This is a genomic window from Mesorhizobium sp. M1396, assembly GCF_040317725.1.
Lineage (GTDB): Bacteria > Pseudomonadota > Alphaproteobacteria > Rhizobiales > Rhizobiaceae > Mesorhizobium.
The window spans coordinates 1-26837 of the sequence record NZ_JAMYLA010000030.1 but is presented as its reverse complement, the minus strand read 5'-3'; the positions used below and the strand labels follow the sequence as shown (position 1 = coordinate 26837).

Here is a 26837-nt window from a genome sequence, read left to right as displayed (position 1 = left end):
GCGGCCTGGGCCCTTCCAGGTGGTTTGGACGATAAGTGCGGGTGTGCGTTTCCGGGAGTACCGAATCATGAAGTCACGTGAAAACCTCGTTCGGCTGAAACAGTTTCAGGTGAATGAGAAGCGGCGGCAGCTGCTGCAGCTCGACATGATGATCGCCGAGTTCGAACGCATGGCCGTCGAGCTGGAGCTTCAGATCACCGCTGAAGAAAAGAAGGCCGGCATCACCGACATCAACCATTTCGCCTATCCGACCTTCGCCAAGGCGGCGCGTTTGCGCCGCGACAACCTCAGAAATTCGCAAAGTGACCTCGCTCAGCAGCGAAGCACTGCCGAATCATTACTCGGCGAAGCTGAAGCGGAGCTTTCCAAGGCGGAAATGCTGGAATCGCGTGACACCAAGATCCGCGAAGCCGAAGTCGGCGGCCGCAGCGCCATGATCGGCTGAAGCCCGGCCCGCACGCGACTCCGGCGCTTGCCAACCCGGCGGGCGCATGACCTCGGCCAGCCTTGGCGGCAAGGTCGCCAAGAGAACTGGAAGCCACCTAGGCGGCCAAATCGCCTTCATATTCGGCAGCCGCCCGCGCCCTGGCATCTTGATGTCCGGTGCATGCTGTTCCGCCCATGACCGTATCTGGGTAAGCAGCATCTGGCTAAGCAGCCCCGCCAGGCTCTGGCCGAGATCCGTCAATTCATATTCGACGCGCGGCGGGATCCCCGGGAAGATCTCGCGCCGCACCAGTCCGTCACGATCGAGAACGCGCAGCGTCTGCGTCAGCATCTTCGGCGTGATGCCTTCGAGCTTGCGGGCAAGCTCGCCATTGCGCAGCCGGCCTTTGCGCAGCGCGCAAACCACCAGATAGACACCCGCAGCGCGATCGTCTCGCTCGACCGTGAAGCGAGATCGGCGATGTTGAAGAAGCGGATACGCGCTCGCGAAGTCATACGGGAAGAACCAATTCGAGCAGAACCGCTTATCGGTCCTTAAGGTTTCTAACCCAAGATACCGAAGTAAGAGCCGAGGAATACTTGGATTCTTAGATATTGGAACAGAACTCGTGGAACATTCTGGCGGCGTCGAGGAAAAGCGCAGATGGGTTCGAAGGAACGTCAATTTCCTTGTTCGCCTCATCTTTCCATCACATGGCCTGCGCGAAGTACAGGGCAACAATTTTCGCATGCTGGACCTGTCCGAAGGTGGAGCGGCGCTGTATGTCGGCAGCTTTTCCGGCAGTCCGGATTACTTTTACCTGCAATTTGGTGATGATAAATCCGAACTGGTAAGCTGCTATCTGGTCCAAAGAACACAGCACGCGCTGAGTTGCCGATTCGCCAGTCCCCTCCCAACCGCACAGATCGACGCTATTATCGCTCAAAAAGAGATGGACCTCACCATCGAAAGTCTTTTTTTGGAGACGAAAGAGGATTTGGTCGACAACTTTCTTGGCTCGTTTGTGAAATAGATTCCCGATCGCTGGGTGCGGCCTTCATCTCGCAGTTTTTAAGAAGAGGGGCGCGATCATGTCTCGCCCTCCGCGGGTCGGCGAGCATGTCCATGTAGCGAAGATCGCGATGGGGTAGGCGAGCGAAGAGAAGCGGTTGCGCCGCCCCTTAACTCGCGATCGCCGTTCCTGAAGCGAATTTTGCTAGTGCCGGTATTGCTGGATGCGCGTCGTGCGCAGCCCGGCAAGGCCATATTCGTCGATCGACGCCTGCCAGGACAGGAATTCCTCGGTGGTGAGCTTGTAGCGTTGGCATGCCTCGTCCAGGCTCAAAAGCCCGCCGCGCACTGCCGCAACCACTTCCGCCTTACGCCGGATAACCCAGCGACGGGTATTCGTCGGCGGCAGATCGGCAATCGTAAGAGGACTGCCGTCAGGCCCAATAACATACTTGACTCTCGGTCTAACCAGATCGGTCATCGTACTCTCTACAAAAAACTCAAAGACCCAATCCCCGCCACGTTACCGCCACAGCTTTAAAAATTGCCTAAGCAGACCCTAATGACTAGGTAAGGATCATGAACGCCGCGTTAGTCTTTTCACCGGCATTTGAACCATCTGCCCGCAAACCCTGGTTTGCCGGGGAAGAAACCCCGGTTGGCCCGGGAAATTGCATCCCCTCACGCGGATCGATCGCCCCCATGAATCGCCCTGCCCGCTGGCGCGCCGGTAAAGCTTGACCTATATTCTCGACATTGGCATTGAGACGCCGCGTAGAACGAAAGCATCATGAACAGTCTCGATCTTCCCGGACGTCCCGAAACCAACCGCATCGTCGTCGCCATGTCGGGCGGTGTCGATTCATCGGTCGTCGCTGGCCTGCTGAAGCGCGAAGGCTACGATGTCGTCGGCGTCACCTTGCAGCTCTACGACCATGGCGCGGCGACGCACCGGGCCGGCTCATGCTGCGCCGGGCAGGACATCGACGATGCCCGCCGCGTCTCCGAGACGCTCGGCATCCCCCATTATGTGCTCGACTACGAGGAGCGCTTCCGCAAGGCGGTCATCGATCCCTTTGCCGAAAGCTATGTCGCCGGCGAGACGCCGATCCCGTGCGTTTCCTGCAATCAGACGGTGAAGTTCGCCGACCTTTTGGCCACCGCCAAGGAGCTTGGCGCCGACGCGCTGGCCACCGGCCACTACATCCGCTCCGGCGCCAACGGTGCCCACCGCGCGCTCTACCGACCGGTCGATGCCGACCGCGACCAGAGCTATTTCCTGTTCGCCACCACGCAGGCGCAGATCGATTATCTGCGCTTTCCCCTAGGCGGCCTGTCAAAGCCGCAGGTTCGCGCCATTGCCGAGGAGATGGGGCTGACGGTCGCGGCCAAACAGGACAGCCAGGACATTTGCTTCGTGCCGCAGGGCAAGTATTCCGACATCATCGCCAAGCTGAAGCCGACCGCCGCCAATCCGGGCGACATCGTCCATATCGACGGCCGCGTGCTCGGCCGCCATGAGGGCATCCTGCGCTACACGATCGGCCAGCGCCGCGGCATCGGCATCGCTTCCGGCGAGCCGCTCTACGTCGTCCACCTCGATGCCGACCGCGCCCGCGTCGTGGTCGGCCCGCGCGAGGCGCTGGAGACGCACAAGATCTATCTGCGCAACATGAACTGGTTGGGCGACGGACCGCTCACAGACGTCCCCAGCGGCGGCCTGGAGCTATTCGCCAAGGTTCGCTCGACGCGGCCGCCGCGCCCGGCCGTGCTGCATCATCGTGCAGGCGCCACATGGGTGGAACTAGTCGACGGCGAGTCCGGCATCGCGCCGGGCCAGGCCTGCGTGCTCTACTCCGACGACGGCAATGAGGCCCGCGTGTTCGGCGGCGGCTTCATCGAGCGTTCGGAGCGCGGCGCCGAGGCCGAGGCCATGCTGACCCGTCTTGCCGCCAGGCCGGCGCAGATTCCCGCTGAATAGGGGCTCCGTCCTCTCGGAGACCGTTTCGAAATTCGCTCTGGCGAGTCATATAGTGGTGTTTTTGAGAACCGGCGCGGAGCGGACATTTGGGTCCGTGAGCACAGTTCTACTGCGTCGACGTAGTAGAACGGGGAAGCGCAGAAAACGCCACCAGATGGCCGCCGGAGTAGAATTTCCAAACGGTCTCAGGACTTGGTGTGGGTGACTGTGCCGGCGGTCAGGATGCGCAGCACCCTGATCGCTTCCTCGCCGCTGGTGCGCGGCTCGGCCCGCGTCTCGATGCAGTGGATGAAATGCTCCAGCTCGCGCGTCAGCGGCATGCCCTGGGCAACCGCGACATAGGATGGCTCATTGGTGGTGAAGGCCCATTGGCCGCTGTCCTGCCACACCGCGTGGCGGTAGACGGCAAGCTTGCGTTCCCATGGCTCGACATCGTCGAACACCGCCATCGCCTTGGTGCCGACCACGGTCAGCCGCCGCTCGCGATAGGGATTGAGCCGCGAGGTGAAGAGATGGCTGCGCAGGCCGTTGGGAAAGCGCATGTGCAGATGCGCGAAGTCGCTGAGATTGTCGAGGAGCGCTGCGCCCTCGCCGCGCACCTCGATCGGCTCGGTGCCGGTGATCGCCAGGATCATCGACAAATCGTGCGGCGCCAGGTCCCACAGCGCGTCGTTCTCGGTGTGGAACTTGCCGAGCCCGAGCCGGTGCGAGTGAATGTAGCGGACTTCGCCGAGCTCGCCCTTGTCGATCAGCCCTTTCAGCGTCTCGAAAGCGGGATGGAATCGCAGGACATGGCCGACCATGAAGACGCGGCCATTGTCCTTGGCCGCCTGCACCGCACGCTCGGCGTCCGGTACCGTCAGAGCGATCGGCTTTTCCACCAGCACGTCCTTGCCGCTCTCGACGGCACGCACGGCAAGGTCGGCATGGAATTGCGGCGGCAGTGCCATGACGATAGCGTCGATATCGTCACGGACGAACAGCTGGTCCGGCTCGATCGCCAGGCAATCTTGCTCGCTGGCAAAGCCTTCGGCACGGGCCCGGTTGGTGTCGGAGACCGCGTGCAGCGCGCCGAGCGCCTTGAGGGTGCGGATATGGTTGCTGCCCCAGTATCCGCAACCGAGGACTGCAATGCGCGGCTTCATCTGTTTCAAACTCTTAAACTCGTGGCCGAGACATAGCGACGTGCCACCGCGAACTCAACCCCGGCGGCGGCAACCAAATCTCCGGGCGACAAAGCTTTTCGATAATGACGATAAGCCGGCAAGCTGGTTGCTTCGAAGCTTGACAGGCTCACCCTCCCAACCTTATATCCGCGCGACCTTGGCGAACGCCCCCGACATGCCTTTCGATTTGAGGCGGATTTCGGGCCTTTCGCCGCCCTGGCGGGGTAGCTCAGTTGGTTAGAGCACGGGAATCATAATCCTGGGGTCGGGGGTTCAAGTCCCTCTCCCGCTACCAGTCGCTAATAATAAGTTAAGTGGGCAACCGCTACCGTCAGCCACACTATTGCGGCTGCACCTGAATATCCCTTCGACTGAAAAACAGCCAACCCAAGCCGCATGCCAGGGCGACGTTAATCAGCGCAAGGCCGGAAAGCGTCGCCAGTGTGCCGTAAGCGCCGAAGCGCTCCAGCAGCAGCGCGCCAAGGGACGGCGCCGCCGCCTGAGCAATCAGGCTCGGCATGGCAAGGCGACCCATCAGCTTGGCGTAGCCATTGGAGCCGAAGATCGCGAGCGGCAGAGTGCCCCGCGCAATGGATTCCAGCCCGATGCCCGCGCCGTAGAACGCGAGTGCTAGCGGGATGATCGGCATGCCGAGCCAGAGCGCCGAGACCCCGATAGCGACGAAGGTAACCGACGCGAACTTGGTCCAGATCGGGTGATGGAGGCGCGCGATCACCATCTCGACCGTCCGGGCAGCCACCTGGGAGGGGCCGACGAGGGCTCCAAGCCCAACGGCTGCGGCAAGCGTCATGCCGCTCCGTTGCAGGATCGTAAGCAGATGCACTGACAGCATCGAAGAGATTACCGCCGCAAGCGTGAGGGTCGCGGCCAGGACGATCATGATCGTGAGATTGGAGCCGGTTTGCAGGGCAGGCGTCACCGCCCTACTCGACGCGGCTTTGGCAGCCGGTTGCGGCAGGCCACGAGGCAAGATCACAAGGTAAAGCGGCAAGGCAAGGCAGAGCTGGACCGCGGCGTAGGCCAGGCACGTGCCGCGCCATCCAATCTCCCCCAGCAAAAAAGCCGAGATCGGCCAGCATATCGTGCTCGCAAAGCCCCCGAACAGGGTGAGCGTGGTGATGGCGGAGCGAGCCCCATGGCCGTAGAGCCGGCCAAGGGTGCCGAACGCGGCGTCGTAGAGCCCTGCCCCCATGCCGAGGCCGATAACGAGCCACGCGATGATGTAGGCGGCCAGATTGGGCGCTACCGCAAGTCCGATCTGGCCAAGCCCAATGCAACCCGCGCTGAAGGCCAGAACGTTGCGGCCACCGTGCCGCTCGATCGAAGACCCGACATGCGGCGAGATAACTCCCGCTGTGAGCAATCCGAGAGACAGGCCCCCAACGACCCAGGCCAGAGGCCAGCCTGTGCCTAAGGCGACTGCCGGCGCAATGACCGCGGGGAGATAATACGATGATCCCCACGCCATGATCTGTGTCACGCCGAGCGTCGTGATGATCGTGCGACGACCACGCACGACGGCGGCCGACGGGGGCGACATGGTCATGCTGCGGCGCTGCAGCCGCAGCCGGCCTTGCCCTTGTCCTTGGCTTGCGCGTCCGCAACACAGCAGGCGTCAACGGCCACAGGCGCCGGGCCACCGCAGCAGCCTTTGGCTGCTGAGCCGGAAAACGATGCCGGCACCGTGCAAACGCCGGTCTCCGGCAGCACCAGATGCACGGCATCGGCCGCCGCCATATCACCGGCGATCACTGCTGCGACGGAGCGGACCTGTTCATAGCCGGTCAGCAGCAGGAATGTCGGCGCACGCCCATAGCTCTTGATTCCGACCGTATAGAACCCCGGTTCCGGATGGCTGAGTTCACGGTGGCCATGCGGGGGGACGTCCCCGCAAGAGTGCTCGTTAGGATCGATGAGAGGACCGAGCGCCTTTACGCTTTCAAGCCATGGATCGAGATCGAGCCGCAGTTCGCGGGTCAGGGCGAGGTCCGGCCGCTGGCCGGTGGCCGCGATAATCCTGTCGACGGGCCCGATGGTTTGAAGACCGTCTTTGGTTTGCCCGTCCACAAGCAGGCGGCCGTCCACCTCACTGATGGCTGTGGTGGCAAAGCCGGTGACAAGGCGGACGCGCCCGCTTTCGGCAAGGTCCCTGACTTCGGAGCCGAGTTCACCGCGTGCCGGCAACGCGTCAGCATCGCCGCCCCCATAGATCCGCACCAGGTCGGTGCCGCGCGTCGTCCAGATTGCAGAGGTGCCTGGAGCGCTTTCTGACAGCTTGGCCAGTTCCAGCAAGGCATTGGCAGCCGAATGACCGGCCCCCGCCACGAGCGTCGTACGGCCCGCATAGAGATGGCGGTCCCGGCCGAGGACATCGGGTATGCCGTAGGCGATCCGGTCGCCGAACTCGCTCTCGCCTTCAGCGGACAAGCCGCCTGCGCCAAGCGGGTTCGGTGTTTGCCATGTGCCCGAAGCGTCGATGACGGCGCGGGCCGTATCCCGGCGCCGGCCGCTTGCGGTTTCGACCATCAGCATGAAGGGCCTCTGTTCACGCCCCTTGCTGAGGACCTTGTCGGCACCCCAGCGGGATACGGCGATGACGCGAGCATTGGTCTCGATCGACGGTGCCAGTTCCGGAAGCTGCGCGAGCGGGCCGATGTATTGATCGACGATCTCATCGGCGGTGGGAAATGCCTCAAGCTCCGGCATTGTCCAGCCATGGCCCTCGAGCAGCCGGCGGGCAACCGCATCGACGCAATAGCGCCACGGCGTGAAAACGCGAACGTGCCCCCAGTCCAACAGGTTCGAACCTGCATGCGAGCCGGCCTCGTACACCTTCACCTTCAGTCCACGGCTGATCAGTTGAGCGGCCGCGGCGAGGCCCACGGGCCCCGCGCCGATGACGGCCACCGGGAGATTTGCGATGTCGCTCATTTGTTCGATCCTTCCAGTATCTTCGAATTATTCGCGCAAAAAAAATCAGGCGACAGCTTTGCTGGCCGCTGGCGCACATTTTGCGTCGGCACAGCACTCGTCAGCCAGATAGCCAATCAACGCATTCATGCCGGGATAGTTGGCGCGGCAGATCAGAGTTGTTGCCTGGCGTTCCTGGGTCACGAGGCCAGTGTCGACAAGCCGCTTGAGGTGATGCGACAGTGTCGAGGACGGAATCTCCAGTTTCTCCTGGATACTGCCAACCGGAAGCCCTTCGTCCCCCGCCCTAACCAGGACACGGTAGAGCTGAAGCCGGGTGGGGTTCCCGAGAGCTTCGAGTTGCGATGCTGCTTGTTCGAGTTTCATGGAAATATGTATAAGCGCGATTGGGAAGTCGGTCAATGAATTTCGGCGATTCTCGAAATATGAATTTTCTGGCTCAGATCGACCGCCGGCTTCGTCGAACTCGGCGAACGCCTTGGCTACCGACGACTGGTTGGGAATCGTGACCATCCGCATCCAGCGGCCGAGAATACGCAGCTGGTTGACGGCGCTGAAGCTCCGCGAGCCGCCTGACACCTGCATCACCGCGACGGTGCGCCCCTATGTCGTCATGTCGTCCTGTCGACCACGACTTCGCCATCCTCTTTGACGAATGGCCCGATATGCGGATTTGGCAGGACGTCGAGAACCGCTTCCGAAGGCCGGGCAAGGACGACGCCGAGACGTGTGACCACGATCGGCCGGTTGATCAGGATGGGATGCGCCAGCATGAAATCGAGGATCTCGTCGTCGGTCCACTTGGGGTCGCCGAGGCCGAGTTCGGCATAGGGCGTGCCCTTCTCGCGCAGCAAGTCACGGGGCTTCATCCTCATCGCCGCAATCAGTTCGACCAGTCGTTCCCGCGACGGCGGCGTTTTCAGATACTCGATCACTTCCGGTTCCTCGCCCGATTGGCGGATGATCGCGAGGGTATTGCGGGACGTACCGCAATCGGGATTGTGGTAGATGGTGACGGTCATTGCGCGGGCCTCTCTGTCGACATTGTGGTTTTGACGGCGGCACCCTCTTCGTACCAGCCCCGGCTGCGGTTCACGATCCACACCACGGACAGCATGACCGGGACCTCGATGAGGACGCCGACCACGGTGGCGAGGGCGGCGCCCGAATTCAGCCCGAACAACGCAATCGCGGCTGCCACCGCCAACTCGAAGAAGTTCGACGCGCCGATCAACGCCGATGGCCCGGCCACGCAATGCCGCTCGCCGGAGATGCGGTTGAGCAGATAGGCAAGGCCGGAATTGAAATAGACCTGGATCAGGATCGGCACCGCCAGCAGCGCGATCACCAGCGGCTGGGCAATGATCTGCTCGCCCTGGAAGCCGAACAGCAGCACCAGCGTTGCCAGCAGGGCAAACAGCGACAGCGGCTGCATGGCAGCCAGCAGCGCGTCGAGCGCCGCTTGCCCCTTCGCCGCCAGCAACCGGGCGCGAACCAGTTGCGCGACGATCACCGGCAGGACGATGTAGAGCACCACCGACAACACCAGCGTGCTCCACGGCACGGCAATGGCCGACAGGCCGAGCAACAGACCGACGATGGGTGCGAAGGCGACGATCATGATCGCGTCGTTGAGCGCCACTTGCGACAGTGTGAAGTTCGGTTCGCCGCGCGTCAGGTTCGACCACACGAACACCATCGCCGTGCACGGTGCCGCGGCAAGGATGATCAGCCCTGCAATGTAGGAATCGATCTGCACGGCGGGCAGCCAAGGCCGAAACAGCCAGCCGATGAAGAGCCAGCCCAGCAGCGCCATCGAGAACGGCTTCACCGCCCAGTTGATGAACAACGTCACGCCGATGCCGCGCCAGTAGGTGCCGACCCTGGCCAGCGAGGCGAAATCGACGCGCAACAGCATCGGCACGATCATCAGCCAGATCAGCACCGCGACGGGAATGTTGACCCTGGCGATCTCGGCTGAAGCAATGGCGCCGAACGCGCCGGGCAGCAGATGACCGAGCACCACACCCGCAACGATGCACAGCGCTACCCATACCGTCAGGTATTTCTCAACGAAGCCAATCCTGGGCCGCGTCGCCTCGCCCGCGTTCAAAGCATGATCAGTCATGGTGGGTTCCTTGACTCAGCCGGCCTTCGGCGGGTTGCGGCCGATCTCGTCCAGCTGCTTCTGCAGGGCAAGTTTGTCGACCATGTTCATCGGCAGGCTGATTGGGGTGCGATCCGGCGGAATAGGCCTTGAACTTGCCGACACCGACACGGTTCAGGACCGCCTCGGCGATGATCGAACGGGCCGAATTGCCGGTGCGGAGAAACAGAACGTTGTACGGCTCGCTCATCGCGTACGCCTCCCTTCTAGCATTTGCAGGTCACAGCTTGAATGACGGGCTGGCACAATTCCGGTGCGCCGTTGCAACAATCTTCCATCAGATAGGCGAGTAGATCGCGGAAGCCGGTCATGTCCGCGACGTAGCGGATTGTGCGGCCGTCGCGCTCGGCTCGAACCAGGCCGGCATGATCTAGAATCTTCAGGTGCGCCGACATGGTGTTCTGAACGGTATCGAGCCGTGCGGCGATCTCACCTGCGGGAACTCCCTCGCCGCCAGCCTGAACGAGCATGCGGAAAACCTCGAGCCGGGTATCCTGGCCGAGCGCCGCTAAGGCAAGGAGAGCTAGTTTTTTATCCATGTATCTGTAAATCCAGATTTAACGGTATGTAGCGCCAACGTATGACCGCGGGATGACAATAGAGCATCGAGGTTGATCATCGTCTTCAAATCAGATGCAGGGTCATTCCAGCCGCAGCCAGAAGGGCGACCACTATCCAAGGTGGTGCTTTCCAAACGGTGAGCAGCAGGAAGCCCGTGAGGGCGAGCGCAAAATCACGCGGAGTAAGGACGGCGCTCGTCCAGACCGGGCTGTATAGCGCGGCGCCGAGAATGCCAACGACGGCGGCGTTCGCGCCACGCATGGCGGCCTGAGCGACAGGGCGCGAACGCAGCGCATCCCAGAAGGGCAGCATGCCATAGACCAACAGGATGCCCGGCAGGAGCAGTGCCACGAGCGCTATGGCAGCGCCGGCCAGGCCATTCGGCGCAGGGCTCATCACGGCTCCAAGGTAGGCTGCGAAGGTAAAGAGCGGCCCGGGAACGGCCTGCGCCAGTCCATATCCGGCAAGGAAGGCTTCGTTGTCGACCCACCCCGGTTGGACGACTTGCGCCTGGAGCAACGGCAGCACAACGTGGCCACCGCCGAAGACGAATGCACCCGAGCGATAAAAGGCGTCAAACAAAGCGAACCCTTGAGAGCCGGTCGCAGTGACGACAAGCGGCGGCAGCAGGAGAAACGCCACGAACAGAACCAGCGCGACGCCGCCGCTTCGCCGGCTGACCGGAAAGCTCAGATGTCCGGAGATCGGTGCGTCTTCTCCACGGCAGAGCCACAAGCCCGCGCATGCGCCGAGCCCGATCGCCGCGATCTGCCCGAGCGATCCCGAAAAGAAGACGACGACCGCGACCGCGAAAAGGGCGATGCCGGCGCGCGCTCGATCGGGCGTGAGGGTTCGCGCCATGCCCCAGATGGCTTGAGCGACGACCGCGACGGCGACCAGCTTAAGGCCGTGGACGAACCCTTCGGCAACCGGTCCTGTGAACGCGGCCGCACCGAGGGCAAAGGCGAACAGGATGATCGCCGACGGCATGGTAAAGGCGAACCAGGCGGCGAGGCCGCCGAGAAGGCCGTTGCCGCGCAAGACCCCGAGCGAGAAGCCGACTTGGCTGGAAGCAGGTCCCGGCAAGAACTGGCAGAGCGCGACCAAGTCGGCGTAAGCAGCCTCATCGAGCCATTGGCGCCGCACGACCAATTCGTTGCGGAAATAGCCGAGATGGGCGATCGGCCCGCCAAAGGAGGTCAGGCCGAGCTTGAGAAAGGCCCAAAACACCTCGGCGGGCGAGCCCCGGTTGAGGCCATGTCCGGGCGCAGGCTCGCTCCCCGCGGTGTCGGCGTCCGCATGCGACAACGTATCGTTCACCGACCTGCCTCCTGGTCATTTTTTACCGGGATTGACACACCCGGCATGATTTCGCCGAACAGCTCCCTGGCCTTGGCTCTCGCCACGGCCAGGGCGTCCAGACCGAAGGGCGTGGCACGATAGAACTTGCGCGCCGTGCGTCCATCGCGCTCTTCACGCGAAACGAGATATCCCTTTTTCTCCAACCCATGCAGCAACGGGTAGAGGGTGCCGGGGCTTAGTCGGTAGCCATGACGGGCCAACTCTTCAATCATCCACAGACCATACAGCTCACCTTCGGCGGCGTGATGCAGGATGTGGAGGCGGACAAAACCGCTCAGAAGCTCGCGATGCTCCATGTCCGTTGTGATGCCTCACTCATGTGAATTTCACCTTCACTATCGCAATTCGATAACGAACTTCAATGGCCTTAAACATTGACTCCAGGCGGATCGGCGATGGTAGTGGATCATCGTGCTTCTGAAGCTCGGCGCCCCTGCGGTGGCGGTCATCGCGTTTCAGCGAAGCGGATCGATACTGCCGAACCGGGCTGAGCGATGACAAAAGCAGCGCCAAAGAAAACCTTCGGCTGGATTTCCCGAAACACGGTGCTTCTGGCGCTGGCGAGCCTCTTTGCCGACATCTCGACGGAGATGCTTTATCCGATCCTGCCGATCTTCCTGACACAAACTCTGCACGCAAGCGGAAGCGTCGTCGGTCTGGTCGACGGAATCGCCCAGGCGACGCAGAACATCGTGCAAGGCTTTTCCGGCTGGCTCTCGGACAGGCTTCAGAAACGGAAACCGATAGCCCTCATTGGCTATTTCCTTGCCGCCATCGCTAAGCCGCTGATCGGTGTCGCCACGGTGTGGCCGATGGTGCTGGGTGCCCGCTTTGTGGATCGGCTCGGGGCAGGCTTCCGATCCGCTCCGCGCGACGCGCTCATTGCCTCGTCCGTCGCGGAGGAGCACAGAGGCAAGGCATTCGGCCTCGAAGGCATTGGCGATAATCTGGGAGCGTTTCTGGGGCCACTGCTAGCGGTACTGCTTCTCATTGTGCTCAAGGTCGATATCCGCTGGATCTTCTACCTTGCGTTCATTCCCGGTCTCCTCGCCTTCCTCATGGTGCTGCTGGTGCGCGAGCAGGCACTGGCCGTGTCCGCAAAGGCCAAGATCGACGTCAATCTGCGGCAGTTCCCCAAAGCCTACTGGACTTATCTCCTGGTGACGGCTCTCTTCGGCATCGGCAATTCGAGCAATGCATTTCTGATCTTGCAAACACAGAATATCGGCGCCTCTTTGGAGGCGACCATTCTTATCTACGCAAGCTTCAATCTCGTCGCGGCCTTGATTTCCTACCCGGCCGGGTTCTTAGCGGATCGCTTCGGCCGCAAGGGCGTGTTGCTGTCGTCCTTCGTCATCTTCCTGATCGCCTATCTTGGCTTCGCTCTGACGCGAAACATCTATCTGATTGGGCTCCTCTTTGCCTTTTATGGGCTCTATCAAGGCATCTTCCGCACAGTCGGCAAGGCATTCGCGTCCGACTTCGTGCCGCAGCAGCTACGAGCCAGCGGCATTGGCTGGTACAGCACCACCGTCGGCTTGCTGCAGTTGGTGGCAAGCGTTGTCGCCGGACTGCTTTGGGATCGCGTAGGCCATGAAGCGGTCTTCGTCTACGGTGCAATCTTCGCCGCCGTCGGCAGTGTCGGCCTGCTCGGCCTGATCCCTTGGCAAACCAATGGTCACGGTGGCGTGCCGGACAGCGAAATGAAATAGGTCTGCCCGAAGCTTGAAAGCGTATGGGCGGTCCGATGGGCTACGGCTCAGACCAGATGCTCGATCGGCTCCGGCAGGCACCCCCGACCTCGCCCGAGCAGATCGGGCATGCACCGGCCATCATCAACGGCTCCCGTGCTGCCACGGTCGAATCCTAGGTAGTTTCCCGTAGGGATATAACCGAATTTCGCGACCCGCGGATTCGCGCGATTGCTGTGTCACGGAACAACCGGGAAAACAGCCATGCACGCCTACACGAGCTCCAGAATTTCACTGCCGTCGCATTCTGTCCAGCCAAGCCTGCCGGCGGTATTCGACCCGGCACCATTGCAGCCGGTTAGTTTCTTTCCCGCTGGTTCGGAGATCTATGCCCAGGGCGAGAAGGCCTTAGCCCTCTATCAGGTCGAGTTCGGCGCCGTGCGCATCTACCGCCTGCTTGCCGACGGCCGCCGGCAGATCAGCGCCTTCCACCTCGCCGGCGAGACATTCGGCTTCGAGGCTGACACGACACATCATTTCTTCGCGGAAGCAATCAACGCCACCGCTGTGCGCGTCTTGCGGCTCAATGCCGGGGCGGACATGTCCCACCAGTTGCTGCCCCTGGCGCTCAAGGGTTTGACCCGCGCGCAGGAACACCTGCTGGTCCTGGGTCGCCAGAACGCCATCGAACGCGTCGCCGCTTTCCTGGTCGACATCGCGGAACGGCAGGGCGGCTTGCGACAGGTGGAACTGCCCATGTCTCGTATGGACATCGGCGACTATCTCGGCCTCACCATCGAGACCGTTTCACGGGTCTTCACCCGGCTGAAGGACAAGGGCGTCATCCGCCTGCTCAGCCTGCGCAGCATCGAAATCGTCAAGCGCGACGCGCTCCACTGCATGAGCGAATGACCCGGATATCGTCGAACGGCGGCATGGAGATACTGAGCAAAGCCATATCCCTTTGGCTCCGCAGCATCCGGCCGCTTCAGAACAATCCAGGATTAGAGATCCGCATATGACCACGAATAGCTCAATCACCACACGCACCGGCTTTCGCTTCGAGATACGCCTTGCGCATCCCCAAGACGAACCGACCTTGGCGGAGTTCTTCACCCATGTGACGCCGGACGACCTGCGCTTCCGCTTTCTCGGCGCCGTGAAGGAAGTCTCCCATGAACGGCTGGTCGCGATGACGCGTTCAGACGACGCCCATATCCATAATTTTCTTGCGTTCTCGGCGGACGGAATGCTGATCGCGGTTGCGACGCTGGCAAGCGATCCAGCCGACCGAAACGGTGAGGTCGCGATCTGCATTCGCGCCGATCGCAAGCATCTGGGCGTCGGCTGGGAGCTGCTCGCCTATATTGCGAAATATGCCGAAGACCTCGGCCTCGAAGCGATCGAAGCGATCGAGAGCCGTGAAAACCGTGCCGCGATCGAGGTCGAGCGCGACATGGGTTTCACCATCACCACCGATCCCGACGATGCGACGCTTGTCGTGGTTCGGCGGGAGCTGGGGGCGCGATCAGCCGCTTAGCTGCCGCGCTCCCTCCCGGGCCGTTTCGGGCGCGGCAGGTCGAAAGATGATGAGCATATCCGTGCCCGCCCGAGCGCGCCGCAACGCGTGCTCACTAGACCGTCAAGGGTCGAAGAAAGGCGGTAGCGCTCTCCCAAAATTCGCTAAGCATTGAAATAACTAAAATCTATGCTGGCGGCGGTGCTGCCGGCTGAAATTGATCGATGATTTCAATGCAGCGCTCTCGTACGCATACCCTGCGGGTTGTGCCTTCGGCGTGCGCCGGGTTTGTGCCACCTAGATAACCCAATCGTTCAACGAATAGGCATGGATGTAGTCGATCTGCATTTCCGCGGGCGTCGCGAGCCCGTCGGCGGGCGCTCCCGCGATGCCGCCCACTGCCAGATCGACCAGCATATACATCGGCTCGTGCATGTCGGCGGGCGTCGCGGCATGGGCAACTTCGACGTCGTCGAAATACCAGACGAGTTCGTCTTCCGTCCACAGCACCCCGTATGTGTGGAACCCTCCGGTATCCGAGACAAAGGGCGTCGAGGCCACGGTCGTATGTGTTCCCGTCTCGTTCGAGTGGCTTGTCATAAGAAGCTTGTTTGGATCCTGACCGGTCATCTCTATGACGTCCAGTTCCGGTGGCCAGGAGCCGTCCTCCGGAAGAAGCCAGAAGGCCGGCCATGCGCCTTGTTTTTCGGGCATGTCGGCCCGAATTTCGAAATAGCCGTAGGTCTGCGCGAAGGATTCGTGAGTCGTCAGCAAACCCGACGTGTATTGGTAGTTGTTTATGTAGGGCTTGATAGCCTCGGGGGCTCGGGCGGCGGTAATCGTGAGAACACCGTCCTCGACGCTGAACGGGTTGACTGAACTCGTCGGGGCGTAGCTGGTATCGATATACCATTGAAGCTCGTTGTTGCTCGTGAGCGTGCTGCCGTTCGCGGCTCCCCACCAGAAGTTCGAGTCCCAGGTACCGCTCGAGCCATTCCACAGGTTCAGCGTGTTGAACTCGTCCGAGAAGGTGAGTTGCAGATGCGACCTGTCCAGGGCCAGATCGAACTGGCTTGCGGTGAACTGGTCGATTGTCTTGTTGGCGAAGACGAGGAACTCGGTGTCGGATAGATCAAGTCGGACGTTCGCGCCCGACTGGACCATGTTGGCGTGCACCTGCTCGAAGGAGGTGAAGCCGTAGCTCCCGACGCGCACCGTATCCTCGGCGCTGAAGTCCAGGATCAGGTCGCTGCCGTTGCCGGGGGCCACGACGAAAATGTCCGCCCCGGATCCGCCCTTGAGAACGTCGTCGCCCTTTAAGCCGTCGAGCGTCTGTTGGCCGGAGCCGCCGGTAATGATGTTGTTCAGTTCGTTCCCGAAAGCGTAGTGTTTGTCGCCGGTGACCGTCAGGTTCTCGAAATTCGCCGGGAGCCTGTAGCTCATCCAGGTCGAGATGGTGTCGACACCCTCGTTGGCCAGTTCGACCGCCTTGTTTTTCGTGGAATACAGATAGTAGATGTCATCGCCCTTGCCGCCATACATCGTGACGCTGACGCTGCTGTCGCCGTAGAGCGAGTCGTTGTATATGCTGCCATAAAGTGCCGGGCCGGAATTCGTCGCCGAGTACCACCTGGTCGAGGACCCGCTATAGGGGAGTGGAACGCCCTTGGCGTTGAGGACGGTGGCCATGCTGGTCTCTGCTCCTTGGACTCGCCTCGATATCAGCCGCAGCATCCATGCAGGGCACGAGAAGCCAATGCCTTTTTTGGCCTTCGAGTTGTGTTCGACTTGTGAGGGTTACCAATAACTTAACACGCGGGCGATTCGGCCCGCCTCGTTGCCTCGAATGCACTAATGCATGTCGCCCAAAAGTGACCTCGGTTTTGGGAGGACGACATGCATAAAAACAAGGACCTAAAGCGTCGCCTGAATCCGTTCAAACGCGACGCGCTTTAGGGTTGGGCTGCCAGCACTTTTTTTGGTCACAAGTCGCCGCAATCTGGGGGCGAGATTTGACATCGCCGTCAGCGGGGAGAAAACGCGCGTCGCTCCATCGTAAGGCGGTCCGCCGGGAAAACATGGTGACGGCGTGTGGGATTCCGCGCTGGTCTGAAAGCCTCGGATCGTTATTATAGCAATCACTATATTAGTGTTTACTTGACAATACGCATGAGCTCTGGTTTCGTGCTTTAACGGGTGTTTAACCAAGTTTGTTGCGTTTTTTCGGACGGTGTTGGTATGTCGACTTTGGTTGTCGCCGACCCGCGGGGGGTGTATCTCGCCGGTCTTGAGTGGGTGTTGCAGAAGGCTGGACACGATGTTGTCGCCCAGTGCCGCCGCCCTGTCGACGTGGTCCCTCATGTGGAGCGCCATCGGCCAGACATCGTCATCGTCGGCCTGGACATCGCGGATCCGCAGACGACCGGTCTCTCAGCCCGGCTGAAGGCCTGCAACAGCGCTCTCGGCATCATCTTCATCGTCCAGCCAGCCGGCAGGATCGACATCAAGGAAATACAGGCGCTCGACAGCGACGGTCTGCTGCTGGACGGCATCAGCCACCGCTATCTCGTCGAATGCGTGAGCGCGGTGGCGGCGGGCAAGAAGTGGATCGACAACAAGATCGTCCAGCAACTGCTGATGCCGGAAACGCAGTCCCAGCCGATGTCCAAGCTGACCGGACGGGAGACTGAAGTCGCCGATCTCGTCTCGCGCGGGCTGCGCAACAAGACCATCGCGCAGCGGCTGCATGTATCCGAAGGCACGGTGAAGATGCACCTGCATCACGTCTACGAGAAGCTGCACCTCGGCAGCCGGGCGGAACTGGCCTGGGTGGCGCATGGCAAAGACGCCGAGCGCCCGGGAACGGGACGAACCGGCCTCATCTGACCATCGCTTTCAACTGACATCGACATGATGCCGTCAACGGGCAGGAAAGCCGCCTGACGGCATCGGCCGTGCAACCGCCGGCACCGGCCACTATCGAAGGATATATATCGTTCGATCAGGTACGGCCATTGACCCCAATACTACCTAAGCGGGAATGGACGCGTCCTCCGCGTCGGCGGCACATTGAGGCATGGGGACGAAATCCATCACGCGACCGGATGCGCTGGGGTAGGTGCATTTCCGGCATCCGGGAGCTGGTTCCCTTTTCTTGAAGCGTTTTTCAACCAAGGAGAACCTCCATGGCACTCGACATCACAGCTCAAGACATCATCATTGACGAAACCACTGGTCCTCAGGACGATGATATTGTCGTTCCGCCGCCGCCGCTCGACCCCACGCTGCAATATCTCCTAAGTCTCGACGATCCGGGCGGGCTGACCTCACCGGAGGTCGCTTTCCAGGCCAACTTCGTAGTGGCCTCGGCGAGCGCAGGCGAAACCATCACCTCGGTCGTTCTCACCCAGGACTCCTCCGGGACACCGTTTTCCACCACCAACGGCGTGCTCACCGACATACGGACGGTCGATGGCAATTATGTCTGGCTGTTCCAGGACCCAACGCATCCAAACGTCGTGATCGGCGTCATTGGTACCTCTGACCCGCTCGTCGAGCCCGATGAGAGCGGGCCGCTCGCCTTCTCGTTTGGGCTCGACCCCACCAGCTCCACCAATGCGGATTTGTACTTGGTTCAGTATGTGCCGTTGTTCCATCCGCTCGGCGGGGATAGCAACCCAGATGACCGCATCGATTTGACCGATATGGTGTTCGCCTCGATCGCGGGGACCTCCGAGATCAGTTTCTCAGGCCAGGACGCCGCTCCCGGCCATCACGAATTCTACCTGATCAATTCGCCCGATGACGCTGCCAAGCAGCTTCTGGTGATTGGTTTGGACGGAACTGCCAATGTGAGTGCACAAGGCTTCGGCATCGACAACCAGAGCATCAATCCGAACGAAACGCTGCAGGTCGATTTTGTGACCGGCGGCGACTTGAACGCAGGTACTGCTTCGCAAATCCAGTACGACAACCATCTCAATGATATCACGGAGGCCGGGTTTACGATCAACCAGATCACGCCTTCCACTCCGGATAAGCGGGTGGACATCACGATCAAGGCCTTCGACAATACGGACGACGAGCAAGGCTCGGATTTCTTTGACGGCACTGCGACCAACGCTGTTGATATCGTCAGCATCGAGTTGACGGGCGCATCGGGGCTTGCCGCCACCATCACCGCCGATGGCGACTATGTCACGGCGAGCGGCACGATCCACGTCTCAGGACTTGACGGCACCGGGAACGCCGTCACCATCACCGGCCTGGATAACGTCACAACCGTCGATATCACCACCGCCAGCCAAATGGATCGGCTGACCGTTACGGGGGTCGATGCGAATGAAGGGTGCGACATCACCGAGTTCCATTTCTCGGCAACGACCACCAACGCCCACACCGAAGAGGTCGGCTCCCTTATCAACTTCGACGACGACGGGCCGGCGGTGACCGCCGAAGGTACCGTTCCGACGCTGACCACCGACGACACCAACATCCCCGATACCTCATCAGCAAGCTTCTCGGGCATCTTCGACGTCGCGTTCGGTACTGACGATTTCAAGGACAGCGACAACAACGACGTCCAGGACGCCGATGCTGTCACTTATGAACTCGGGGTCAAGAGCGCAGGTATCGACAGCGGCCTCGACGACACGCTCAGCGGCGACAACATTCTGTTGCGCCTCAACCTCAACGGCGAAGTCGAAGGCTATCTGGCCAACCACACAACCACGGTCGCCTTCCTGATCAGCGTCGATGAGAACACCGGCGAGGTGACGCTGACCCAGAACCGCGCGATCGTCCATGACGATCCGGCAGATTCGGTGGAGAGCGGTGCTTCGGCGGCGGCACTTGCCGCGGCCGACCTCGTGACACTGACCGCGACTGCCACCGATGGTGACGGCGACACCGACGCTGCAACCGCCAATATCGGCGACGCCTTCCACTTCGAGGATGACGGGCCGACCGTGACCGCTGACGGCACGATTCCGACGCTGACTACCGACGATAGCGACCTTTCCGATACCACATCGGCAGGGTTTGCTTCTGCCTTTAACACCGATCTCGGCGCCGACGGCGGCGGCGTCACCTATGAACTTGACGTTAAGATCGCAGCCGCCGACAGCGGCCTCGACGACACACTTAGTGGCGATAACATCCTACTGCGCGTCAATCTCAACGGCCAAGTGGAAGGCTATCTGGAGAACGACACGGCTAAGGTCGCCTTCCTGATCAGCGTCGATGAGAACACCGGCGAGGTGACGCTGACCCAGAACCGCGCGATCATCCATAACGATCCGGCAGATCCCGTGGAGAGCGGCGCTTCGGCGGCGGTACTTGCCGCGGCCGATCTGGTGACGTTGACTGCCATCGCCACCGATGGTGACGGCGACAGCACCCAGGCAACAGCCAACATCGGGACGGCCTTCACCTTTGAGGACGATGGCCCGACAATTACGACTGCAGGGACCGACGTGACTCTGGCTAACACACTCAACGCGTTCGCCGTTGGAGCCTTCGGGTACGACATCGGTGCGGACAGCCGCCCGGCTTCGTTCTACAACGCCACGCACTCTGACTTCGTCGACGCCAATCTTGGCCTCGCCGGCGTCCAGATCGCACTCACCGGCACGATTACCGGCGGCGGCGGAGGCAGTATCATCTCTCCGATCGTGACGCTCACGTCGGAGACTTCCGACATCGCGACGTTCAACTTCACCTTCGACTACGACAAGGACCCAGCGGTTGGCACCCAGACGGGCACGGCGGCCGGCACCTTGGTCTTCGACAAGGTTCACGACACTTACACCATCACCCTGACCGACCCGCTCGAAGGCTTCAGCTTCGACCTCATCCATACCAGTGAGCTCTTGGCGAAGCAGCCGACGAGCAACGTGGGCCATCCGCCGATCGTGGTGGAAAAGTTGCAGGCGGATGACACGAACACGGGGCCTGACGAAGACTTCTACGTGCAGTTCACGGGCAATCTGATCAATAAAGCCAACCCGTTCAGCCTGACGAGCGATGGCGAGGGGAAATCCAGCGACACCACGTTCAACGCGGAACCGCCATCGCCAGCCGGCACCCACGATATGGTGAGCAACAACAATGAAACATGGGTCTCCGCGACGCAGAGCACCAACGGCGTCGCCGGCGACACGATTCAGAAAGGCGAACTGCTCACCTTGCGGTTCTACAACGACAACCCGGGTATCCTCACTGAGGACGTCAACTCGGGTACCCCTGGTGTGCAGACGACCCCGTCACAGACTGCCGCCACCATGGCCATCAAGTTCGACGGCATCGGCAACAGCGAGGACCTGATGCTGATCCTCGACCTGATCGACAAGAACGGCGCCGACAACGTTGCCGGCACCACCGACGACAACACCACGATCACAAGGGCTGTGTACGTGTCGAACTCCGACATCTTCAGGATGGGTCAGGATCTTGGCTCGTACGGCAGCGAATTCAAGCTCGACAACAACGATGGCCTACTGGTCATCGAGAGGAACGACTACAACACAAGCACTGAAGACTACCTGCTGCAGGGTGTACAGATCATGCAGTCGGGCAACGGGATCAGCGGCGCGGCGATCAACCTGATCGGGGCGATCGGAGCTGACGGCGGCAGCAACGCGACCGGCAGTCTGGTGAACTTCGACGCCGTCGACAACGACGTGCTAAAGATCACGGACATCGCCTTCAGCACGACCGTGACCGAGACGCCGTCAGCCGACCTCCAGTTCGCCTTCCAGGTGGCGGACGCGGACGGGGATATGACGACGACGCAGTTCATAAATGTCGACGTCGGCTGACACTTGACCAATGGGGGCAGCCACTGCTGCCCCCCACGTCTTGCACGAAATGTCATTCCGCACACCAGAGAAATAACGATGAAAACCAAGCAACAGCCACCTGCCCTGCAGGTGGTGATGAAAGAGGCCAGACGCGCCATCCGGCCGCTAATCTGGTTCAGCGGCGGCATCAACGTGCTGATGCTGACCGGGGCGTTTTATATGCTTCAGGTCTACCACCGCGTACTCGGAAGCCATAGCCTGGAGACGCTGGTGATGCTGTCGCTGATGGCGGCGACGGCACTCGGGACGCTGGCGGGGCTGGAAGTTGTGCGCGGGCGTCTGTTGGCCAAGGTCGGATCATGGATGAACGCACGGTTGGGCCCAGTTCTCCTGACCGCATCGGTGGAATACGCCGCTTCTGCCCCAGGCCAGGTTAACGCGCGACCACTGCGCGACCTCGACCAGGTACGAAATTTCTTGACCAGCCCGAGCATCTTCCCGATCCTCGACGCGCCTTGGGCACCGATCTTCTTCGCCGCCATCTTCCTCATGCACCCTTGGCTGGGCTGGCTGGCACTCTGCGGCGGGCTCGTGCTGTTCGCACTCGCTTTGCTGAACGAATACATCACCCGCAAGCCATTGACCGAGGCCACAAGCGCTCAGTCGCGGGCATACGTGCAGGCTGAGGCGGCGATCCGCAACGCCGAAGTCGTCCAGGCGATGGGCATGTTGAAGCCCCTGTTGGAGGGTTGGAAGGCGCATCAGGACGAGGCAAATAAAGGACAGGTTCTTGCCGCCAACCGGGGCGGCGTCATTGCGGCCATCGCACGTTGCCACCGCCTGGCCCTGCAGATGGCCATCCTCGGCCTCGGCGCTTATCTGGTACTTCGCAACGAGGCTTCGCCCGGCATCATGATCTCCGCCTCGATCCTGATGGGCCGCGCGTTGGCCCCGGTCGAGCAAGCGATCGCCACATGGAAAGCGACTGTCGGAGCGCGTGCCGCTTACCGGCGTCTCACCGCGGTCGCCGGTAAGCACCTGGAGGCCACGCCGGTTCTGCCGCTGCCACGACCCAAAGGCAGGTTCGAGGCCGATAACCTTGTGCTTGCCCGTCAGGGTGGCGAGCACATCCTGAAAGGCGTCAGCTTCCAGCTCAAGCCTGGCGAAGCGATGGCGTTGATCGGCCCGAGCGGCGCCGGCAAGACAAGCCTGGCGCGAATCCTGGCCGGAGCCTGGCGCCCATCCGGAGGGCGTGCGTTGCTTGACGGCATGAGCATTGTCGAATGGGCGGCCGAGGACCGGGGTCGACACGTCGGCTATTTGCCACAGGACATCGAGCTCTTCGCCGGCACCGTCTCCGAGAACATCGCCCGTTTCGCGTCGCTCAACCCGGCGGTCTTCAACAATGTGGTCAAGGCCGCGCAGTTGGCCGGCGTCCACGAACTGATCAAGGGGTTGCCGAAGGGCTACGCCACCGAGATCGGTGAAGGTGGTGCGGCACTGTCCGGCGGGCAACGCCAGCGCATCGGGCTGGCGCGGGCGCTCTACGGCGAACCGGCCCTCCTTATCCTCGATGAACCCAACTCCAATCTCGACCACGAGGGAGAGCAAGCACTGGCTACAGTCATCGGCGGGCTCAAGGCGGCAGGTACGACCCTGATCCTGATTTCGCACCGGCCAAGCATTTTGGAGAAGGTTGACAAGGTGCTGGTCCTTAGCCACGGCGCACAGGACCTTTTCGGGCCTCGCGACTATGTCTTCAACGAACTCGCCAACCGCGCCCGCAAGGTAACCCAGATGCCAAAGGCAGCCCAGCTGCCAACCCTCGAAGTGGTCAAGGAAGTCGACGACAACAAAGAGGTCAAGGAAGCATGACCCGTTCCCCAGCATTGAACGTCGTGCCATTACCCGTCGCGCCGCCCTCCCTCTTGGAACCGGTACCCCTGCGTCTGGCCGGCGTGACGTTCACCGGGTTCGCGATCATGTTTCTGTTCTTCGGCGTGGCCGGCGGCTGGGCAGCGCTGGCACCGTTGGACAGCGCCGCAGTGGCACCGGGCGTTGTCAAGGTCGCCGGCGACCGCAAGCTCATCCAGCATCTCGAGGGCGGAATCATCGCGGAGTTAAACGCCGCCAACGGTGATATCGTCAAGGCGGGCAAGGTCCTCATCCGCCTCGATGACACGCAGGCGAAGGCGCAGCTTGACCTGGTCCAGAACCGGATAGCAACGCGTGAAGCGCTGGCTGCGCGTCTCAGGGCCGAGCGCGACGGCAAGGCCGAGATCGGGTTTGACCCGGCGTTGCTCGCAAACCCCGCCAAGGCCGTGAAGGACTCGGTGGCCGCACAGCGTGACGTGTTCGCGGCAAAGCACCACAACTTGACGGACGAGCGGGAAATTCTCGGCCAGCGCCGTCACCAGACCGAGGATGAGGTAAAGGGGCTGGAGGAGCTCATCGTCACCGAAGACAAGCAGATCGAGGCGATCGAGGGTGAAAGCAAGGACCTTGAGAGCCTGCTCAAGAAGGGGCTGACCACCCGCGAACGGAACCTGTTGCTCAGACGACAACAGCGGGCAGTCGAGGGTGAGCGCGCCACCAACGTCGCGGCAATCGCTCGTGCCAGAAGCGCCATGGCCGAGATCGACATGCAAGTCTTGAACCTCGACACGGTGCGGCTGAACGAGGCCGTCGATGAGTTGAGCAAGGTCGAGGCGGAGTTGTTCGACCTCGGACAGCAGGAGCGCTCCGCCAAGGACGTGCTTAACCGCACCAATGTCGTCGCACCGGTTGACGGCATCGTCATGGATCTGAAGGTCCATACGGCAGGCGGTGTCGTGAAACCCGGCGAGACATTGATGACGGTCGTGCCGCTCGGACAGCAACTCGTGGTCGAGGCCATGGTCAAACCAGAGGACGTCGAGACGATCGCCCCCGGGCAGCCCGCGCGCGTCAGCTTCCCGGCCTTTGCCCGCTACAACCTGCCGCCACTCGAGGGCGTCGTGGAGATCGTGTCGGCCGACCGCATGGTGGAGGAGCGCAGCGGGGCACCGTATTTCGCCGCGACCGTTTTGATCGACAAGAGCGAACTCGCCAAGCTGGAGGGCCGCAAGCTGCTGCCTGGCATGTCGAGCGAGACGATGATCCGGACAGGTGCCCGCACCGTGCTTTCCTACCTCGCCGAGCCGATCACGCAGAACTTCCGCCGAGCAATGCGGGAAAAATAGCCATAAGTCGCCCAGGGCCGGGCTCCAGGCTGAGTGCCCGGCCGGGCACACGCAGCCAAGACCGCGCCGGAAGCATATCACAACCAGCGCGGCCACCCCGAGCCCCTCTCGCGGCTCGACCTATCGAACGATGTACATCGTTCGATCAGGTACGGGCATTGATCCCAATACTATCGAACTGAGAATGGACGCGTCCTCTTCGCTGGCGACATAATGGCGTATGAGGGCCGCTCATCCAGGACGCGACCGGAGTGCACACTGGCAGGTGCACTCCGGGGCTATCGGATGTGTGGATCGTTAGAATCTAACCCCAAGGGGACAACGATCATGGCAATTACCATCACCGATTCCGTCACGCTGGACGAATCTTCCGGACTGCAGAACACCAACATTGCAATCCCCGGCATCGAAGACAACAACGACAACGATATCCTTGTGGCGTCATTGGATGTCACATTCTCCACCCGTCTCTTCACAGACCTCGGGCTGAGCAGCAGTTTCTCCACCACGAACGGTGCGGCGACCAATACCGTGGCCACGCTGAGCGGCGGCTCCACCCTGGAGGGATTCGTCAAGGATGACGGCAGTGCGCTGCCGGTCTACGTCGTGGGCAGCGGTGCCCCACCCACCACGGTCGCGACCAGTTTCACGACGCTCGACGGCGAGGCGATCTATCTCTGCATCGACAGCGCCAGCGGGCTCGGCGACAACCTGGTGTTTGGCGTCGACGCGTCGGGAGACGTGGTCTTTGCCGCCTACATCACGACCAGTGGATCGGACGTCAACATCTCCATGGTGCAGTTCGAAGCCATCGACAACCCCGATGCGAACAATCCCGATGACCCCGTCGATCTCAGCGGCCTTATCGATGTCGCGATAACTTCGCCGAAGGTGTTCAACTTCGACACTCTGCCCTCGGGGCAAAACCTGTTCGGCACGGTCGGCGACGCCGACGCCGCCATCGTGGTCATCGGTCGCGATATCGACCTGAAGGCCGACAACACCTTCACCAATGCCAGCGACACGATCAACACGTCGCAAGGCGGCGGCTCAGTCACGATCGGCATCAACAACCAGATGTTCGATGCAGGTGAAGGCGCCTACTTCACTTATGTCACCAATCCGGACCCCAACTATCTGTCCGGCGTTGTCGGCGGTCTCGACCAGAATGAAGCGGACGACCTCGACAACGTGCAGTTCGGCGGGACGCTGGATGTCACCGGTGGCTTCCTCGTCATTTCGCAAATCCAGGGCAACACGGACGCAACGCTGACGATCGAAGCCTTTCTGGCTCCCAACGCCGACGGCGCCGATTTCGACACCGCGCTCGGAACCGGCAGCGTGATCGACATCACGTCCATCACGGTGACCGCCGACGGGACCGTTTACACCTTCAGCGCCGACGGCACTCAGGACGGCATCACGGTTTCGAACCTGGCCGGCGTCCACGACAAGGTCGAGATCGCGGGCCTCGGCGCCGGCGACAAGGTCGAATGGACGACCGCGAGCGATCACAACCAGGTCCTCGTCGAGGACGTCGAGGGCAAATTCGACATCGGCCAGTTCGGATTGACGCAAGGCGTGGTCGAGCATCTCGATATCGGCGACAAGATTCGTTTCGAGGACGACGGCCCGACGGCGACGGAAGAGACGGTATCGGCAATTGTGCAGGAGGACGACCTCAAGGTCGCGGACGGCGATTCCTCCAACGGCATCGACGAGGACGCCACGCCCAACCAGGACGAGGCCAGCGGATCGGTGGCGTCACTGGTGACGTCCGGCACCGACGCGCCGGTGACCTTCAGCCTGTCGGCCGACACGTCCGGCTTGCCGACATTGACCTCGAACGGCGACGCGGTCACCTACAGCGTCGTGGGGGGGGGGGGGGCCGCCCCCCCCCCGTTGGGGGGGGGGTACCGGCCGCTGGGGGTGTGGGCGGGGGTGGGGGCGCCCGCGGGGGGCGCCAGGCGCCGGCGGGG

The 26837-nt window shown here is 61.7% G+C and carries 23 protein-coding genes, 1 tRNA gene and 2 pseudogenes; 12 read left to right on the top strand and 14 right to left on the bottom strand.

Annotated elements, in window-relative coordinates; genetic code table 11:
• Nucleotides 1–67 precede the first annotated feature (67 nt).
• The gene (locus tag NKH02_RS19980; protein WP_056595903.1) at nucleotides 68–445 is read left to right on the top strand and encodes a hypothetical protein; all 378 of its coding nucleotides are present in this window, start codon (nucleotides 68–70) and stop codon (nucleotides 443–445) included.
• On the opposite strand, the gene NKH02_RS34555 is transcribed toward NKH02_RS19980, so the two are convergent.
• Nucleotides 338–1129: a winged helix-turn-helix transcriptional regulator gene (locus NKH02_RS34555; protein ID WP_502913838.1), complete on the bottom strand. Its 792-nt coding sequence runs from the start codon at nucleotides 1127–1129 to the stop codon at nucleotides 338–340. The genes NKH02_RS19980 and NKH02_RS34555 overlap by 108 nt on opposite strands.
• On the opposite strand from NKH02_RS34555, the gene NKH02_RS19970 reads away from it, so the two are divergent.
• The gene (locus tag NKH02_RS19970) at nucleotides 1056–1460 is read left to right on the top strand and encodes a hypothetical protein (RefSeq protein WP_352880965.1); all 405 of its coding nucleotides are present in this window, start codon (nucleotides 1056–1058) and stop codon (nucleotides 1458–1460) included. The genes NKH02_RS34555 and NKH02_RS19970 overlap by 74 nt on opposite strands.
• Before the next feature lie 183 nt (nucleotides 1461–1643).
• On the opposite strand, the gene sciP is transcribed toward NKH02_RS19970, so the two are convergent.
• A complete protein-coding gene (gene sciP, locus NKH02_RS19965; RefSeq protein WP_013529904.1) occupies nucleotides 1644–1919 on the bottom strand; it encodes a CtrA inhibitor SciP in 276 nt (91 codons plus the stop codon).
• A gap of 309 nt (nucleotides 1920–2228) precedes the next feature.
• Between sciP and mnmA the strand changes: the two genes are divergently transcribed.
• Nucleotides 2229–3419, top strand: coding sequence for a tRNA 2-thiouridine(34) synthase MnmA (gene mnmA / locus NKH02_RS19960; RefSeq protein ID WP_352880904.1), 1191 nt, complete (start codon nucleotides 2229–2231; stop codon nucleotides 3417–3419).
• Nucleotides 3420–3604: 185 nt separating this feature from the next.
• Here mnmA and NKH02_RS19955 read toward each other — a convergent pair whose 3' ends face one another.
• Nucleotides 3605–4564, bottom strand: a complete 960-nt coding sequence (locus NKH02_RS19955) for a Gfo/Idh/MocA family protein (RefSeq protein ID WP_352880903.1) — start codon at nucleotides 4562–4564, stop codon at nucleotides 3605–3607.
• Between the two features lie 239 nt (nucleotides 4565–4803).
• Here NKH02_RS19955 and NKH02_RS19950 point away from each other — a divergent pair.
• Nucleotides 4804–4880 (top strand) — tRNA-Met (locus NKH02_RS19950).
• 45 nt (nucleotides 4881–4925) lie between these two features.
• Here NKH02_RS19950 and NKH02_RS19945 read toward each other — a convergent pair.
• From NKH02_RS19945 to NKH02_RS19900, 10 genes and pseudogenes are all read right to left on the bottom strand, one after another.
• A complete protein-coding gene (locus NKH02_RS19945) occupies nucleotides 4926–6152 on the bottom strand; it encodes an MFS transporter (protein WP_352880901.1) in 1227 nt (408 codons plus the stop codon).
• Nucleotides 6149–7537 carry an FAD-dependent oxidoreductase gene (locus tag NKH02_RS19940; RefSeq protein WP_352865624.1) on the bottom strand — a complete coding sequence of 463 codons (1389 nt, stop codon included), beginning with the start codon at nucleotides 7535–7537 and terminating at the stop codon, nucleotides 6149–6151. Before NKH02_RS19940 ends, NKH02_RS19945 begins: the two co-directional genes overlap by 4 nt.
• 45 nt (nucleotides 7538–7582) lie before the next feature.
• Entirely contained in the window at nucleotides 7583–7903 is a 321-nt protein-coding gene (locus NKH02_RS19935; RefSeq protein WP_352865621.1) for an ArsR/SmtB family transcription factor, read from the bottom strand.
• Between the two features lie 57 nt (nucleotides 7904–7960).
• Nucleotides 7961–8140, bottom strand: a pseudogene (locus tag NKH02_RS19930) (arsenical resistance protein ArsH); the annotation flags it as partial.
• Between the two features lie 8 nt (nucleotides 8141–8148).
• Nucleotides 8149–8559, bottom strand: a complete 411-nt coding sequence (arsC, locus tag NKH02_RS19925) for an arsenate reductase (glutaredoxin) (protein ID WP_352865619.1) — start codon at nucleotides 8557–8559, stop codon at nucleotides 8149–8151.
• Nucleotides 8556–9665: an ACR3 family arsenite efflux transporter gene (arsB, locus tag NKH02_RS19920; RefSeq protein WP_502910976.1), complete on the bottom strand. Its 1110-nt coding sequence runs from the start codon at nucleotides 9663–9665 to the stop codon at nucleotides 8556–8558. The genes arsC and arsB overlap by 4 nt, the downstream gene beginning before the upstream one ends.
• Before the next feature lie 103 nt (nucleotides 9666–9768).
• Nucleotides 9769–9894, bottom strand: a pseudogene (locus NKH02_RS19915) (arsenate reductase/protein-tyrosine-phosphatase family protein); the annotation flags it as partial.
• Nucleotides 9895–9910: 16 nt separating this feature from the next.
• Complete coding sequence (locus NKH02_RS19910) at nucleotides 9911–10243, bottom strand: ArsR/SmtB family transcription factor (RefSeq protein ID WP_352880899.1); 333 nt, start codon at nucleotides 10241–10243, stop codon at nucleotides 9911–9913.
• 85 nt (nucleotides 10244–10328) lie between these two features.
• The gene (chrA, locus tag NKH02_RS19905; RefSeq protein WP_352880963.1) at nucleotides 10329–11495 is read right to left on the bottom strand and encodes a chromate efflux transporter; all 1167 of its coding nucleotides are present in this window, start codon (nucleotides 11493–11495) and stop codon (nucleotides 10329–10331) included.
• Between the two features lie 86 nt (nucleotides 11496–11581).
• Entirely contained in the window at nucleotides 11582–11923 is a 342-nt protein-coding gene (locus NKH02_RS19900) for a PadR family transcriptional regulator (protein WP_352880897.1), read from the bottom strand.
• A 198-nt stretch (nucleotides 11924–12121) separates the two neighbouring features.
• On the opposite strand from NKH02_RS19900, the gene NKH02_RS19895 reads away from it, so the two are divergent.
• The 3 genes from NKH02_RS19895 (at nucleotide 12122) to NKH02_RS19885 (ending at nucleotide 14858) form a co-directional block, all read left to right on the top strand.
• Nucleotides 12122–13339: an MFS transporter gene (locus NKH02_RS19895; protein WP_352880895.1), complete on the top strand. Its 1218-nt coding sequence runs from the start codon at nucleotides 12122–12124 to the stop codon at nucleotides 13337–13339.
• Nucleotides 13340–13582: 243 nt separating this feature from the next.
• On the top strand, nucleotides 13583–14230 hold the full coding sequence (locus NKH02_RS19890) for a helix-turn-helix domain-containing protein (RefSeq protein WP_352865615.1): 648 nt from the start codon (nucleotides 13583–13585) through the stop codon (nucleotides 14228–14230).
• Between the two features lie 106 nt (nucleotides 14231–14336).
• A complete protein-coding gene (locus NKH02_RS19885; RefSeq protein WP_352880893.1) occupies nucleotides 14337–14858 on the top strand; it encodes a GNAT family N-acetyltransferase in 522 nt (173 codons plus the stop codon).
• 276 nt (nucleotides 14859–15134) lie between these two features.
• Here NKH02_RS19885 and eglC read toward each other — a convergent pair whose 3' ends face one another.
• A complete protein-coding gene (gene eglC, locus NKH02_RS19880) occupies nucleotides 15135–16526 on the bottom strand; it encodes an endo-1,3-1,4-beta-glycanase EglC (RefSeq protein WP_352880891.1) in 1392 nt (463 codons plus the stop codon).
• Nucleotides 16527–17075: 549 nt separating this feature from the next.
• On the opposite strand from eglC, the gene NKH02_RS19875 reads away from it, so the two are divergent.
• From NKH02_RS19875 to NKH02_RS19855, 5 genes are all read left to right on the top strand, one after another.
• The gene (locus NKH02_RS19875; RefSeq protein WP_352865610.1) at nucleotides 17076–17723 is read left to right on the top strand and encodes a response regulator transcription factor; all 648 of its coding nucleotides are present in this window, start codon (nucleotides 17076–17078) and stop codon (nucleotides 17721–17723) included.
• Between the two features lie 299 nt (nucleotides 17724–18022).
• Nucleotides 18023–21655, top strand: coding sequence for a DUF5801 repeats-in-toxin domain-containing protein (locus NKH02_RS19870; RefSeq protein ID WP_352880889.1), 3633 nt, complete (start codon nucleotides 18023–18025; stop codon nucleotides 21653–21655).
• 78 nt (nucleotides 21656–21733) lie between these two features.
• Nucleotides 21734–23512: a type I secretion system permease/ATPase gene (locus NKH02_RS19865; RefSeq protein ID WP_352880887.1), complete on the top strand. Its 1779-nt coding sequence runs from the start codon at nucleotides 21734–21736 to the stop codon at nucleotides 23510–23512.
• Complete coding sequence (locus NKH02_RS19860) at nucleotides 23509–24858, top strand: HlyD family type I secretion periplasmic adaptor subunit (RefSeq protein ID WP_352880885.1); 1350 nt, start codon at nucleotides 23509–23511, stop codon at nucleotides 24856–24858. The genes NKH02_RS19865 and NKH02_RS19860 overlap by 4 nt, the downstream gene beginning before the upstream one ends.
• A 327-nt stretch (nucleotides 24859–25185) precedes the next feature.
• A partial coding sequence (locus NKH02_RS19855; RefSeq protein WP_352880883.1) for a hypothetical protein occupies nucleotides 25186–26837 on the top strand: 1652 nt, incomplete at its 3' end.